Annotated in this window: 11 protein-coding genes; 8 read left to right on the plus strand and 3 right to left on the minus strand. The window is 60.9% G+C overall.

Annotated elements, in window-relative coordinates; genetic code table 11:
* The first annotated feature begins 649 nt into the window (after positions 1–649).
* From LPA34_RS23120 to LPA34_RS23140, 5 genes are all read left to right on the plus strand, one after another.
* Positions 650–1,087 carry a DUF5625 family protein gene (locus LPA34_RS23120; protein WP_228982634.1) on the plus strand — a complete coding sequence of 146 codons (438 nt, stop codon included), beginning with the start codon at positions 650–652 and terminating at the stop codon, positions 1,085–1,087.
* A 95-nt stretch (positions 1,088–1,182) separates the two neighbouring features.
* Entirely contained in the window at positions 1,183–1,851 is a 669-nt protein-coding gene (locus tag LPA34_RS23125; protein ID WP_228982636.1) for a hypothetical protein, read from the plus strand.
* A 1,161-nt stretch (positions 1,852–3,012) separates the two neighbouring features.
* Positions 3,013–3,585 carry a hypothetical protein gene (locus tag LPA34_RS23130; protein ID WP_228982637.1) on the plus strand — a complete coding sequence of 191 codons (573 nt, stop codon included), beginning with the start codon at positions 3,013–3,015 and terminating at the stop codon, positions 3,583–3,585.
* On the plus strand, positions 3,551–4,288 hold the full coding sequence (locus LPA34_RS23135) for an HlyD family efflux transporter periplasmic adaptor subunit (RefSeq protein WP_228982639.1): 738 nt from the start codon (positions 3,551–3,553) through the stop codon (positions 4,286–4,288). The genes LPA34_RS23130 and LPA34_RS23135 overlap by 35 nt, the downstream gene beginning before the upstream one ends.
* 131 nt (positions 4,289–4,419) lie before the next feature.
* Positions 4,420–5,691, plus strand: a complete 1,272-nt coding sequence (locus LPA34_RS23140) for a TolC family protein (RefSeq protein ID WP_228982641.1) — start codon at positions 4,420–4,422, stop codon at positions 5,689–5,691.
* 12 nt (positions 5,692–5,703) lie between these two features.
* On the opposite strand, the gene LPA34_RS23145 is transcribed toward LPA34_RS23140, so the two are convergent.
* Complete coding sequence (locus tag LPA34_RS23145) at positions 5,704–7,158, minus strand: HDOD domain-containing protein (RefSeq protein ID WP_228982643.1); 1,455 nt, start codon at positions 7,156–7,158, stop codon at positions 5,704–5,706.
* 85 nt (positions 7,159–7,243) lie between these two features.
* Entirely contained in the window at positions 7,244–9,070 is a 1,827-nt protein-coding gene (locus tag LPA34_RS23150; RefSeq protein ID WP_228982644.1) for a putative bifunctional diguanylate cyclase/phosphodiesterase, read from the minus strand.
* Positions 9,071–9,371: 301 nt separating this feature from the next.
* On the opposite strand from LPA34_RS23150, the gene LPA34_RS23155 reads away from it, so the two are divergent.
* The 3 genes from LPA34_RS23155 (at position 9,372) to LPA34_RS23165 (ending at position 11,936) form a co-directional block, all read left to right on the plus strand.
* A complete protein-coding gene (locus tag LPA34_RS23155) occupies positions 9,372–10,697 on the plus strand; it encodes an EAL and HDOD domain-containing protein (RefSeq protein WP_228982646.1) in 1,326 nt (441 codons plus the stop codon).
* A 79-nt stretch (positions 10,698–10,776) separates the two neighbouring features.
* Positions 10,777–11,340 carry a peroxiredoxin gene (locus LPA34_RS23160; protein WP_228982648.1) on the plus strand — a complete coding sequence of 188 codons (564 nt, stop codon included), beginning with the start codon at positions 10,777–10,779 and terminating at the stop codon, positions 11,338–11,340.
* 125 nt (positions 11,341–11,465) lie between these two features.
* Positions 11,466–11,936, plus strand: a complete 471-nt coding sequence (locus tag LPA34_RS23165; protein WP_228982650.1) for a hypothetical protein — start codon at positions 11,466–11,468, stop codon at positions 11,934–11,936.
* Between the two features lie 41 nt (positions 11,937–11,977).
* On the opposite strand, the gene LPA34_RS23170 is transcribed toward LPA34_RS23165, so the two are convergent.
* Positions 11,978–15,292, minus strand: coding sequence for an efflux RND transporter permease subunit (locus tag LPA34_RS23170; protein WP_228982652.1), 3,315 nt, complete (start codon positions 15,290–15,292; stop codon positions 11,978–11,980).
* Between the last annotated feature and the right edge of the window lies 1 nt (position 15,293).

Genomic DNA, 15,293 nt, shown 5'->3' on the forward strand with positions numbered 1-15,293 from the left:
CAACTTCCCGAACCGCCCGGTGCGGACCCGCATGCCGGGTGGTGTGGCAGGGGTACGGCCTCATGGCCGTCCCCTATGCCGATTCTTCTCTATAAGCCGACGCAGTCGGTTGTCTTGATCCGAATGAGTTTGAGCTTCCGGATAGCGCGGATTGCCTGTTCACACGTCATGTATTGCAAACGGGTTTCGTCCGTACTACACGCGCCGGAAATTTCGGTCACAAACGCGGAATAACCGGGTAGCGCCAAAGCTTTCGGGTGCGATAAATTCGCCCTGTCGTTGATTCTTTCATATCGAAAGAAATCGGTTTCGAATTTTTTAATCGCTATCGTCGAATCCAATTGTCTCTACACGGCGCCCGGATCTTGTGATCGATTTGTGAATGCTCGTTTTCGGAGATAGGCATCTTGTCTATGCGATCGAATATCTGTTGGTAATTTTATTTTTTGAAAGTCTTAACTTTCAAAGAGTGCCGGGTTTTTCAGATTGCGGCGGTTGTAAAACAACTGCCTACAGATCATAAATTGATACGGTTTGTGAAGTGTCAGTGGGAGAAAATTTCGACATGAGTATATTAAGAATACTGATATTCGGCCTTGCGTTTTCAACTGCCACGGCCGGGTGCAAGCGAGAACATACGAAAGACCGAGTGCCGATTTCAGTGCCATTCAATCTTGCCACGTCCGGAAACGATGTTTCGGTGAATTTTGTTGTCGATAAGGAATTCTTTTGCGCTGTCAATCTGAAATACTTCTTTCAGAGCGAAAATCCTGCTGACCGGGAGCGGGTATGGGCGTTAGTAGGCGGAATGAAAATGTCTGGGACAGCATTTGACGAGCGTGGGGCACCGGTCACCGTGCGAGTTTCCATATGGAAAATTTTAGGTGAGGACGAGAGTCTCTTGACGGAGCAAATCGTCTCGTCACCACGCTTGTCCTCATGGGGACAGACGCTCAATGCCAGGCTAATGTTGATCAAGCTCGAACCGGGTCGCTATGTAATTCGGGCGTCCACGCTGCTTGGGGCACCTCAGCTTTCTAAAGTCGAAACACAACTATCAGTTGTTCAAGCATATTTGGGTAAATAAGTGAGGTTGTCATGCCAAGAATTACGATAAAGATCGCAGGTCGCGGAACGCCGATGGCTGACGGCGGTGCGTCCGCGGTAGGTCACATGTGATTTGTGCTGGACAACGGCCATGGCATTTCCCAAAGCTACGGATTCGCCCCTGACGAAGATCATCATGGCCAGCCGTTCGCTCAGGGACGCCTATATGATGATGACGATGCAAATTATCAAACTCGCACCTACATAAACACAATTGAAATAACGGACGCGCAGTATGCCTCCATCGTTGCGTTCGCGGCGAGTCCCGCAGTCTACGGCTTCGATCTGCAATACAACGGTTTAAACAACAGCTGCATCGACTTTGTCTGGAAAGCGCTAGAAGTAGCCGGCCTTAACCCGTCGGGTTTCGAAGGGCAGATCTGGCCGACGCTGAACTCGCTTCAGGTTGAAATGATCCGAGACGGGTTCGCTAATGGCGATGACTCGCTACTCGGCAGTCTTACGTTTCCTGCATTCGACCTGCCTTTCGGGATTTATGACTTCTTCAAGCAACTCGGCCTTGCTCTGGGCATGATCGATCCATTGATTCTCGACTTCGACGGCGACGGTATCCAGACCATCAATCCGGACGACTCCACAGCCTATTTCGATTTTGACGGCGGCGGTAGTCGAACGCACACGGGCTGGATCAGCACGGGCGATGGTTTCCTCGTGCTGGATCGCAACCACAACGGCGCAATCGATTCGGGCGCGGAGATGTTAGCGATTTTACGCAGCGGGTGAGATGGTAACGCTCGACGCGCTTGGCATAGTCGCGATCAGTCTGAATAAAGACGGCGCCATCCGGACGCTGGAAAACGGTAACGTAGTACGCGGCACCGGCACGTTCGTACAGGTGATGGATGGAATCGCCGTCAATCGCGAAATTTTTGCTTCTGGTTCTTCATTTTTCTCCGTAAGCCGGTGCAGTCGACGAATTCGATTCGACCGAGGTCGATTTCGCTTGTACGGATGCGGGCTCGCGTGTCTGCTTCTCGGAAGAGTCAGTCATATACACAACTGCCCAGGAAATTTCGCTCTGAAACGCAGAATTATCGTGTATCGCAAGGATCTCGAGTTGCGGTAAATTCGCGTCTTCAACCGAATCTTTCATTATGAAAGGAATCGGCGATGATGGAGATTTTAGAGAGTTGTTATTGAACTAAATAGTTCTCGGTTTTTCGTAAATCCGTGGGAATGAATTTTAGCGAAAAGCCGGTTCCAACGCCGCCCGATAGTATGTCTGTTTCTGCGAATTTCCCGATTTTCTCCGGTCTCATCGCGAGCATTAACAGGGAATTTCAATGCTCGCAATTGATGGAACGGCAGCGGATGCTCGCCGAGGTGCGGCGTGAATTGTATCCAGATGGAGATCGTGGGTGCTTTATATATTTAAGCCGTTAGTGCCCATTGCGTATGCAAGGACACTTTTGTATTGCTTCGGAATTATGTTGGCGTTGGCCGGTCTGTTGTTTCCTGCAGAAATTCCAGTCAACGGAGGGGTGGCGCGCTGGATGTGTGATCTCGGACGACAGGTGCCGATAGTGCGTAGCCTCGATACGTCCATGAGATACACCTGCGCGCTGTCAGTCAGCCTGGGAGGAGCAGTTTATTTTGGATTTCTCGTCGGAGTGCTGCTGTGTTTCTGCAGGCTCCGCGACCCCATTCCTATACGCCAGTTTATAGCAGCCGACTGGAAGAAAAAAATCTCACTTCTATTAATCGTCGTAATTTTCCTTGGTGGAACGTGGACGACGAATACTGCTCCATTAATAGGGGGGATATTTAGGTTTATTTCGTTAAGTAGAATAACAATCGCCATTGTGGCGCCAGGTTATCTTTTTGCTCATGCACTAATGTGGTCGCTAGCGCTTTTTTACGTGAAATTCTGCTTCGGGATACGACATGAATTCTATTAACCAAGAATATTTTAAAAATCTTCAGGATGTGTTGTCGGATCGTTCTGCAGATTTTTGGACGATGGGTTCCGGTGCATTGGCGGCGGCGTTGACCCAGCTTGAAAAATCTGCGGAAACGTCCGCGGTAGTGTATGAGACGCTTGGCCGCACGATGGCGGACCAGGCTGCCAGGCTAGCTGCCGATTTGATAGCTCTTGGCGAAGGTGTGGGCACGGAATCACAGAGGGCCTTCCTGTTACATAACGCTCAAGCTATTTCATTGCGTATCGACGATTTGCGGGCCGGCGGCGCTGCCGCTTATGCGGAATACGGTGAGGCTATTGCAGCGGCGGCGAGAGGGGCGACGTCCGCGAAGGCGATTATGGGAGTTGGTGCATTCGTCGACGGGATCACTCTCGCCAGTGCAGTAAATGACGCACAGCGGACAGGAAACTGGACCAATGTTGCGAGTGCAATAGGATCAATCATCGCCATTAGCGCGACGGTAGACTTGGGAATTGCCGCTGGTACTCTCGCGGCGGGGTATGGAAGCGCGTTTCCTCGACGGCGAATTCATTGATTTCCAGTCGAAGCTGGCTCGTCTCGATGCGGAGATCGCGAAGAATCAGGCCGAATTGCAGACGGTCGAAGCCGTTGTGCAACGCCTGAAGCGGACGCTTCAGATTGCACGTGTGCGCGAGGCTGATCTGAATGAGCTTGTGGCAAGGAACTACGTGTCTCGCCACGAATACCTGGAAAAGCAGCAGGTCGTCATCGAGCAGGAAGGCGAACTCGCTGCACAGAAAAGCCGGACGGATGAAATCCGGGCGGTGATTTTCGCAGGCCGGCGGCAGCGCGATGAACTGACAGCCACGACACGTCGCCAGACGCTGGATAACCTGAACGCGGCTATTCAGAAAGCAGCGGAATTTCGCGAGGAATTCGCGAAGGCGGACGCACGTGATCGTGTGATGACGCTGGTCGCGCCAGTCGATGGGGCCGTCCAGCAGCTTGTCGTGCATACGGTTGGCGGAGTAGTCACCGCAGCCCAGCCGCTCATGGTGATCGTGCCGAACGACCGGCCGGTTGAAATCGAGGCTTTCCTGGAGAACAAGGATGTCGGATTTGTCCAGGCCGGTCAGCGCGCCGCCGCGAAGATCGAAACGTTTCTGTACACCCGCTATGGAACGTTGCCGGCTGAAGTGGTCAGCGTGTCTCACGACGCGATCGGCGGGGAGCTCACGCATTCGTTCGCGTGGTCGCGACGTCGCTCTGTCTGGTAGCCGCCGATGCGCGGGCCGAGACGTTCGATCCGCTTCGCACCGGCGAAGCGGTGCCGATGGTTCCTGTCACTGCGAGGATTCCGGGAAGCGTCGGCGTTGTGCCGTGCGAATATGGTCCGCCTGCGTCGGCGATGCAACTCGATGAGGTAGTGGAGCGGGCGCTGTGTCGCAATCCCCTCACTGCGCGGACATGGGCAAACGCGCAGGTGCAGGCGGCACGACTGGGACAGGCGCAGGCCGCCCGGCTGCCGACAATTTCCGGCGTCGTAAGCGGATCGGCCAATCAGGCGAATACGTCGTCCACCAGTTCGCTCGCATCGCAAGGTGCCTACGACGGTCCGGCTCGCGCGGCGGAACTGTCGCTTGATTGGGTCCTGCTCGATTTCGGTGCGCGTCGGGCGGAAGTCAGGAAAGCTCGCGAACTTCTTGCTGCCGCAGACGAGTCATTCAACGCGGCGGTGCTGGATGTTCTTTACGCAACGGCGCGCGACTATTTTGCTGCGCTGACTGCGCGAGCTCAGGTTGACGCAGCGAGAATGGCGCAAGCGAATGCATTGCAGAGTCTGAATGCCGTGCGAGCGAGGCTGGCATCCGGCGTTGTGTCGATAGCGGACGAATTGCAGGCGCGGACCGCACACAACGAGGCGACACTTCGTGTGGTCAAGGCCACGAACGCCCTTCACGAAGCCGAAGGAACCCTGGCCATCGATATGGGACTTCAACCCGACGTGCCGATCCACCTGGTGGACATTCCGGAAAACGTGAGAGATACCCGCCCTCCACTAGAGGGTATCCGGCTTCTGATCGAGCAGGCGCTGGCGACGCACCCGCGTCTGCGGGCAGCGCGGGCGGAACGCAATGCGACGGATGCAGCCGTGGATGTGAGTCGTGCCCAGGGTCTCCCGAGCGTGCATCTGGAGGCGGGCCTGTCGCGGAGTACGCGCCCTGGCGCGAGCATGGGAGACGACCTGCCTGTTACGTCAACGTCGCGCAGCAACTACGTCGGTGTGCGTGTGACCATTCCATTCTTCGACGGATTTGGAACGACATACCGTATCAAGGAGGCGCGGATGCAGGCTGAGGTCCAGCGGGCAAATCTGGCCGAGACAGAACAGCAGGTCGCGCTGAATGTCTGGAAAAGCTATGAAGCTGTGCGTTCAGGTGCGGATACGCTTGAGCAGGCCGAAGCGTTACAGCAGAATGCGGCGCTGGCGTTCGATGCCACCCGTGCGCGCTACAACGCGGGGATCGCGAACATCGTCGAATTGCTGCGTGCACAGGACGTACTTGTCGATGCCACGCAGCAGCGCATTTCCGTGCAATCGGACTGGAGGGTCGCGCGTCTCAGTCTGGCGGCAAGTCTTGGAAAGCTTGACATCTCTACGTTCCGAAACCGCCCGTGACAATGACCACCCCTAAAACACCTCCATCTCACTCTTCGGCTTCTCGGCAAAAAACCGTCCCATCTCACGCGCCAGTTCGTTCAACGCCGCCATCTCTTTCTGTGAGATCTTGCGCGGTTCCTGCGAATGCGACCAGTCGCCGTACATGAGCGCGACCGTCGACTGATTCTCTTCCAGCACGACCGGCAGGATCACGAACGAACGCGCATCGTCGAATGCACGACGGAACCACGCCGGCAGACGCGCCATGATCTTCGGGTCGCGCGCATTCTCGATGAAAATGCCGACCGAATTCGCGATCGCCAGATGGAACACGTCTGGTTCGAACGTCGCGGTGAAGCCGAGCGTCGGCAGCATCGCATCCATCTTCGGACCGAGTCCGAGTCGCGCCTTGAACGAGCCGGCACCATGCCTCACGAACACGACCGTGCGCGTGAAATTGAGCCCTGCCAGAACGGTCTCGGATGCCATCGCGAGCACCGGGCCGATCGGATTGTCGGAAGGCAGCGCACGCAGGTCCTCGACACCGGCGGCGATACGCGCTTCGGGATCGAGCGCTTCGCGTGCGATCGCATCGGCGTTCGCACGCAGTTCGACGATCTCACGCATCACGCCGTCGTCGGACTCTTCGCCGGCGAGCGCGATGCTCATCGCGACGAGTGTTTCCGGGTCGGTGCCGAGCATGTGGCCGTAGCGGTGCGCAAGCTCGGCGATACTCGTTTCGCGCACCGCGTCGGACATGTTCGGCGTCGTCAGGACGTGCGAGACTTCGGTCGAATAGTTGGTGATGGCGCGCAGCCACTGTACCTGGCGCGACGGATTGTCCGGCGTTTCGTACGTCGTCATGCCGGCGCGGATCGTGTCGGGCAGACGCCAGCGCGTTGCCGCTTCAAGACCGATTTCGTCGAACGTGACGCCGAGTTCGTTGTTGCACGCCTGGTTTTCATCGACGCCCGCGTCGATTGCGCGGCGGATCTTGTCCCACTCGGTGTCAAGGTAGAAGACGACCAGCAGCTTGCCCACCTGACGCATCAGCGTGCAGACGACGGCCTCTTCACCGGCGCGCAGATCGCCTCGCTCGGTGAGCTTGCGTGCGACGCAGCCCGAGAGCATCGTGCGGTTCAGCTCGAGCTTCGCGTCGATGCGGCGCGGCACGCTGTGGTGGAAGTGATCGACGAGCTTCAGGCCGACGATCAGATGGCCGACGGCGTCCATGCCGAGCACCATGAGCGCACGCGTGACGGTCGTGATGTTGCCGCCGAACGCCATGTACATCGCCGAATTGGCGAGCCGCAGCACCTTTTGCGTGAGGGCGAAATCCGACAGCACGACTTGCACGAGCGCGGAGAAATCGAGCTCGTCATTGTTCATCGCCGACATGGTGGTGCGCATCGCGTGCGAGAGCATGGGGAAGTCCCCGCGCTCGTTCATTCGCGACCACAGCCTGTCCAGCAGCGTAGCCTTCATTTAAGTCCCGCCAAAGCCATACGTATTCCAGTGTTCAGCATGCCGGTACGCCCCGGGTATCCGGGCTCCGGGTAGTTCGGGTACATCAGGACACCGCGCCATGCAGACGGAGCGCGCGGGACTCGAAGCGCTGCGCCAGTTCGTCCGACGGCAGCGCCTTGCATACCAGCCAGCCCTGAATGTGATCGCAGCCCATCTCGGTCAGAAGGGCACGTTGTGCCTCGGTTTCGACGCCTTCGGCGACGAGTTCGAGATTGAGTGTCTGTGCCAGTCCGACAACCGCGCTAACGATCGCCTGATCGTTTCGCGAGGTTAGCAGATTCTCCACGAAGCTACGGTCGATCTTGAGCTTCGCAAGCGGGAAGCGTTGCAGATACGCGAGGCTCGAATAGCCGGTGCCGAAATCGTCGACGGCAAAGCGGATGCCGATCGCGGTCATCTCCTCGAGCAACGCCTTCGCGTGCACCGGGTCGTGCATCAGCAGGCTTTCCGTGATCTCGAACACAAGCCGGTGCGGGTCGATGCCGGTGAGCGCGATCGCCTCGTGCACGCTCTCGGTAAAGCGCGGATCGCGAAATTGCTGGGGCGACACGTTCACCGCGACGTATTGCAGCGAAATGCCTTGCGTGTCCCACTGGATCAGCTGCATGCACGCGATCTTCAACACCCAGTTACCCAGATAGTTGATGAGGCCGACCGATTCGGCGAGCGGGATGAACATCGATGGCGGCACGAGACCGTGCACCGGATGCAGCCAGCGGATCAGCGCCTCGACGCCGACGACGCCATGCGTCTGGCTGCTCGTGATCGGCTGGAAGTGTAGCGAGAACTCGCCGTTGCGCACGCCGTCGTAGAGATCGGACTCGAGTTTGAGGCGTTCGGCGTCGGCGGGGTTGTTGTCGGGGATATAGAACGCGAGCGTGTTGCCGCCAGACGTCTTGGCCTGCATCAGCGCATGATCGGCGCAGCGTAGCAACTGGCTGTCGTCGGCGGGCGTGTCCTTCAGATGTCGCGCGTCAGGGTAGAGCGCGATGCCGACACTCGCCGACAGATGCACCTGCTGGCCGTTGAACGAATATGGCCGCTGGACGGCGGTCAGCAGGCGCCGCGCGAGCGCTTCGGCGGCAAGCGCGGCGTTCTGGTGCGTCGAGATCAGCGGCATCAGGATCGCGAACTCGTCGCTCGCGACGCGCGCGAGGATCTCGCCGCCGTTCATCATGTTCTGCAGGCGGCGCGCGGTATCGCGCAGCATCTCGTCGCCGGCGTCGTAGCCGAGCGCGCGGTTCACGCGCTGATAGTCGTCGATGTCGAGCAGCAGCAGCGCCGCGCTGGAGCCGTGCGCGTCGGCCTGCTGCTGGGCGTGCAGCAGCGCGAGCGTCAAGGCGGACTGGTTCGCGAGGCCGGTCAACCGGTCGTGATGCAGCGCGTGATTGAGACGGTCCTCCGTCGCGCGCCAGGCCGAAACGTCGAAGCCCGCGATCGCATAGCCGTCGACGCCGTCGTGCGTGTTGCGTACCACGCGCAGTTCGACCGCGACCGGATAGGTCAGCGACTTCACGAGGTCGAGCGTGGTTTTTTCGATGGTGTTGCTGTCCCGGGCGCTGGCGAGCAGGGCGTCGAGCTTCGCGACGTCGCCAGGGGCGACCAGATCGTGGAGCGTGATCGTCTGCAGGTATTCGCGGTGGTAGCCGATGAAGCGCAGGCTCGCGTCCGACACGTACAGGAACTTGAGGCTGGCGTCGACATGGGCGAGGAAATCCACGGCGCCGACGGCCACGAGGGTATCGCCGCCTGACGGCCGGCTGCCTCGACCGGTGGCTTCCCTGTCCGCGCGCCGGCCAAGCATGCGTAACCGGTCGATGACCGTGCGCAGAGGGCCCCGGCGGGGCGCGATGACGCTGTTCGCTTCCATGTTTGTCGCTGGCAACCCGTGTTCTCATTTGCTGGCGGACGACCGGTTCCGCCGTTTTCGGGGGCGCGGCTCGGAGACACGAGCCCGCCTATCAGAACAAGATAACGACCCCGGCGCGAAAATCTTTAGCCGGGAGGGCAAAAAAGCGACGATCAGCGGAAGCGCTTCCATGGGGGCTGTAATAATTTCCGGTTTCGGTTACAGTGGCGCGAATATCGTCGATCCGCCAACGTTCCAGGAGAAGCGCAAGCTCGGGGATCGTGCGCGCTGTGGTCCAACAGAATTCCACCCGCCAACAGACATGTCTGAACCGATCGAGCCCAGATCAACGATCGCACGTGCCGATACCGACGCGGCCTTGCCGGCGCCGGACGGCACCGTCGCGGCGTGCCAGTTCGCGTTCCTCGGCCGTCAGCCGATCCTTGACCGCTCGGGTGCGCTTTCCGCGTATGAGCTGCTGTTCCGCTCCGGCGAGCAGAACTTCGCGCAGGTCAGCAACGACGACGAAGCCACCGCTCACGTGGTCGCCCGCACGATTGGCGGGCTCGGCGTGCCGGCCGTGCTGGGCGAGCATCGCGGTTATGTGAACATCGGCCGCGACATGCTTTTCGACGACATTGTTCACGTGATGTCCCCCGAGCGCTTCGTGCTCGAAATCCTCGAGACCGTCACGTTCGACGCCCAGGTGGTGAAGCGTCTCACGCAGTTGCGTCGCGCCGGTTTCCAGATCGCGCTGGACGACGTGGTCGAACTCTCCGATGGTCTGATCACGATTTTGCCGCATGCGGACATCGTCAAGATCGACTTCCTGCTGACCGACCGCGCGAAGCTGCCCGAACTCGTGTCGGCGATCCGGAGGTTCGGCAAGACGCTGGTCGCGGAAAAAGTCGAGACACGCGAAGACTTCGCGCTTGCCAGCGAGCTGGGTTTCGATCTCTTCCAGGGTTACTTCTTCGCGCGGCCCCAGGTGCTGGCCGCACCGCGTCCGCGTTCGTCGCGCGAAGCGCTGCTGCGGCTTCTCGCGCTGCTGTCCCGCGAGCCCGACATCAATGAAATCGAAGACGAACTGAAGCGCAATCCGGGCGTCGTCGTGCAACTGCTGCGGCTCGCGAATTCGAGCGCGTTCGCGCTCGGCCGCGAAATCTCGTCGTTGCGCCAGGCGATCACCGCAACCGGCACGCGGCAGATCGCGCGCTGGACCCAGCTGCTGCTGTACGCCGACGGCCGCGCGCTGCCGTGGCGCTCCGATCCGCTCGTGCAGCTCGCGGGTACGCGCTCGCGCTTCATGGAACTGATGGGCAACTGGCTGCATCCTTTCGATGACCGGTTCGCCGATGCCGCGTTCATGACCGGCATTTTTTCGCTCGTGCACGTGGTGGTCGGTTCGACGCCGGAGAGCACGCTCGACCGGCTGGGTCTCGCGCCGCAGATTCGCGACGCTATCGTCAATTACGCGGGGCCGCTCGGTACGCTGCTGCGCATCACCGAGGCGGTCGAGCAGGGCCAGGACATCGATGCGATCGCACGTGAAACGCCGCTGCAGGAATTCGCCGGGCTCACGCCGGAGGTGCTGGCTGAATTGAGTCTTTCTGCAGCATCGTGGACAGGCGGGCATACTGACGACTAGTGCAGCTTCGCCGGTATGCGCGATCGGGCTCGATTCGTGCCCGCAGGCTGTCCGTCAGTCGCCAGAAAGGAAACCCGTGATGAAACGAAATACATGGCCGTGGATCGCTGCCGCCTGTGTGTCCGCGGCGCTGTCGCTGCATGCGCTCACCGCCAGCGCGACGCTGAAGCCGGGCGACGCCGCGCCTGACTTCACGACACAGGCATCGCTCGGCGGCAAGACGTACACCTACGCACTCGCCGACGCGTTGAAGAAGGGCCCCGTCGTGCTGTACTTCTACCCGGCGGCGTTCACGAAGGGCTGCACGATCGAAGCGCATGAATTCGCGGACGCAGTCGACCAGTACAAGAAATACGGCGCGACCGTGATCGGCGTCTCGCACGACAACATCGAAACGCTGACGAAATTCTCGGTTAGCGAATGCCGCAGCAAATTTCCCGTGGCCGCCGACGAGAACAGCAAGATCATCGATGCGTACGATGCCGGGTTGCCGATGCATGCCTCGATGGCGAACCGCGTGTCGTACGTGATCGCGCCCGATGGCAAGGTGATCTACGAGTACACGAGCCTTTCGCCGGACCAGCATGTCGCGAACACGCTGAAGGCGGTGAAGGACTGGGCCGCCACGCACAGGCAGCCCTGAGCGTAGTGCTCAGATCGCGCGCGGCGGGTTATTCCGCCGCTTTCCTTTTGTACACGCCGCGCGCGTTCGTGGCCCGGCGCGCTCACACCCGCGGGCCGCGTGAATTTGTATCGAGGTGATGTCGAATGCCGGTTCTGGTAGTTCTCTTTGCGTTGATCGCGCTGGTGTACGGCGCGGTGCAGGCGTTCTATTTTCTGTCGCGGCAATTTGGTCTCGCCGTGGCGACCGGTGTGGCCGTGACGGTCATCGTTGCGTTGCTGCTGGCGATCGCGTGGTGGTGGCGACGCCGTCGCGAGGTATCCGCCAACGTGCGCGACGGCGACTGGACGCACGAGCTGAAAGGCGAGTGGGGCGAGCTGAAACTGGCCGCCGCGAAGCGCTTCATGACGGTGCGCACGGGCGACGCCGTCGGCGAGTTTATTTTCGCGGATCTCGTTCAGGCCGAGGCCGCGCACGCAGCGGGCGGCTGGCAGGTCGCGCTGACGGTCCGGAATACCAGGCAGCCCGTCTGGCATCTGCCGATGGCAAGCGAACGGCAGGCAAGACAATGGGCGAGAATTCTTGTGCTGGCGGCGGCGCAAAAACTCAAGGGGTGAGCAGTCGCGCGACGCCCTGAAAAGGCGTCGCGTTCCGTCATTTACTCCACGGCAGGCGTCGAGCCGCCGCGACGTCGTTCACGCCGCGCTTCCCAGCGCACGCGCAGCCGGTCCATATACAGATAGACGACCGGCGTCGTATAGAGCGTGAGCATCTGGCTCACGATCAATCCGCCCACAATCGAGATGCCGAGCGGCGCGCGCAACTCTGCGCCTTCGCCGCGGCCGAAGGCGAGCGGCAGCGCGCCGAGCAGCGCCGCGCAGGTCGTCATCATGATCGGGCGAAAGCGCAGCAGGCACGCCTGGAAGATCGCGTCGCGCGAAGAAAGCCCTTGCCGCGACGCTTCGATTGCGAAGTCCACCATCATGATCGCGTTCTTTTTCACGATGCCGATCAGCAGAATCACGCCGATCAGCGCGATGATGCTGAACTCCGTTTTGAAGAGCAGCAGCGCGAGCAGTGCGCCGACGCCCGCCGAAGGCAGCGTGGAGAGAATCGTCAGCGGATGGATGTAGCTCTCGTAAAGTATCCCAAGCACGATATAGACGGCGGCCAGCGCGGCCAGAATCAGGATCGGCTGGTCCGACATCGACTGCTGGAACGCCTGCGCGGTGCCCTGGAAGCTGCCGCGTACCGTGCCCGGCACGCCGATCTCCGCCATCGTCCGGTAGATGGCGTCGGTGGCGTCCGAGAGCGACTTGCCCGGCGGCAGATTGAACGAGATCGTCGACGCGACGAACTGGCTCTGGTGATTCACCGAGAGCGCCGTGTTGCCCGGCCCGAAGCTCGCGATCGCCGACAGCGGGATCATCGTTTCCTTCGAGGTCGACACCGCCGCGCCCGACGATGCGCTCGACTTGCCGCTCGCGGCGATCGAGTTGGTCGCCTGGTTGCGCGCGGAGTCGGCGGCGATCGAGGCCGCGCTCGAAGCGGTCGTGCCGGCCGTTCCGCCGGTTTTCGCGCTCGTACTGGTTGCCGCCGACGTGACGGTGCCGGCGGTCGCGTTGGTGGTCTGCGCGCCGCTTGCGCTGCCGCCTGACGTGCTGACCCAGATCTGGTTCAGCATGTCGGGGCTTTGCCAGTATTTCGGCGCGACTTCCATCACCACGTGATACTGGTTCAGCGGGTTGTAGATCGTCGACACCTGGCGCTGGCCGAACGCGTCGTAAAGCGTGTTGTCGATCTGCGCCGGCTTGATGTTCAGCCGGGCAGCGGTGGCCCGGTCGATCGTGATCATCGCTTCGAGGCCGCCTTGCTGCTGGTCGGAGTTGACGTCGGCGAGTTCCGGGAGACGCTGGAGTGCTTCAGTCAGCTTCGGCACCCACTTGTAGAGATCGGCGGTCGAATCGGACAGCAGCGTGAACTGGTACTGCGCGTTCGACTGCCGGCCGCCCACGCGGATGTCCTGCACCGCCTGCAGGAACGTGCGCGCGCCCGCGACGCTGCTGAGCGGCCCGCGCATCTGCTGGATGACCTGGTCGGCGGAAAGACCGCGCTCGCTCTTCGGCTTGAGCGTGACGAACATGAAACCCGAATTGGTCTGCCGCCCGCCCGTGAACCCGACCACGCTGTCGACCGCCGGATTCTTCTGCACGATCGCCATCATCTGCGAAAACTTGACCTTCATCGCCTGGAACGACGTGCTCTGGTCGGCCTGAATACCGCCAACCAGCCGCCCGGTGTCCTGCTGCGGGAAAAAGCCCTTCGGGATGATGATATAGAGCCACACGTTCAGGCCGATCGTCGCGATCAGGATCGTCGCGATCAGGCGCGGATGTAGCAGCGCCCAGCCGAGCGTGCGCTCGTAGCCGCGGTGCATCGCCGTGAAGCCCCGTTCGAGCCAGCGCCCGAAGCGGCCTTCTTCCTTTTTCTCGTGATGCTCCTCGAGCAGGCGCGAACACATCATCGGCGTGAGCGTCAGCGAGACGATCAGCGACACGCCGATCGCGAGCGAAAGCGTAATCGCGAATTCGCGGAACAGACGCCCGACGATGCCGCCCATCAGCAGGATCGGCAGGAACACCGCGACGAGCGAGATGCTGATCGACATCACCGTGAAGCCGACCTCGCGCGCGCCGAGAAGCGCGGCCTTCATGCGCGGCATGCCGCTTTCGATGTGCCGCGAAATGTTCTCCAGCACGACGATCGCATCGTCGACCACGAAGCCCGTCGCGATCGTCAACGCCATCAGCGAGAGGTTGTCGATCGAAAAGCCAAGCAGGTACATCGCGGCGAACGTGCCGATGATCGAGATCGGCACCGCGACGCTCGGAATCAGCGTCGCGCGCCAGTTGCGCAGGAACAGGAACACGACCATCACGACGAGCGCGACCGCGATGATCAGCGTGCGCTCGGTGTCCCTCAGCGACATGCGGATCGTGGTCGAACGGTCGGAGGTCGGGATCACGTCGACGTCGGCGGGCAGCGATGCTTTCAGTTGCGGCAGCATCGCCTTCACGCGATCGATCGTCTCGATGATGTTCGCGCCGGGTTGGCGGTACAGGATCACGAGCACCGCGCGCCGGCCGTTGATGAGACCGAGATTGCGCAGGTCCTCGACCGAATCGACGACTTCCGCGACGTCGGACAGATGCACCGCCGCGCCGTTGCGGTAGGCGATCACCAGATCCTTGTACTGCGCGGCTTTGGTTGCCTGATCGTTGGTGTACAGCTGCACGTGGTTCGGGCCGAACTCGATCGAGCCCTTCGGGCTGTTCGCGTTCGCGGCGGCGAGCGCCGCGCGCACGTCCTCGAGCCCGATGCCGTAGTGGAACAGCATCTGCGGTTCGAGCTCGACGCGCACCGCCGGATTGGTCGAGCCGCTCACGTCGACTTCGCCCACGCCGTCGACCTGCGACAGCGACTGCTGCAGGACAGTCGCCGCCGAATCGTAGAGCTGGCCCGCCGGCAGCGTATTCGACGTAAGCGCGAGGATGAGGATCGGCGCGTCGGCCGGGTTGACCTTGTGATACGTCGGGTTGCTGCGCAGGCTCGCGGGCAGGTCGGCGCGCGCCGCGTTGATGGCGGCCTGCACGTCGCGCGCGGCGCCGTCGATGTCGCGGTTCAAACCGAACTGCAGGACGATGCGCGCGGAACCGACCGAACTCGTCGAGGTCATTTCGGAGACGTCCGCGATCGAGCCGAGATGCCGCTCCAGCGGACTCGCGACGCTCGTCGCGACGGTTTCCGGGCTGGCACCCGGCAGGCTCGCCTGCACCGAGATCGTCGGGAAATCGACCTGCGGCAGCGGTGCGACCGGCAGCTTCACGAACGCGAAGCTGCCGGCGAGCGCGATCCCGATCGCGAGCAGCGTCGTCGCGACGGGCCGGGAAATGAACGGACGCGACAGGTTCATC

The organism is Paraburkholderia gardini (genome assembly GCF_907164575.1).
GTDB lineage: Bacteria > Pseudomonadota > Gammaproteobacteria > Burkholderiales > Burkholderiaceae > Paraburkholderia > Paraburkholderia gardini.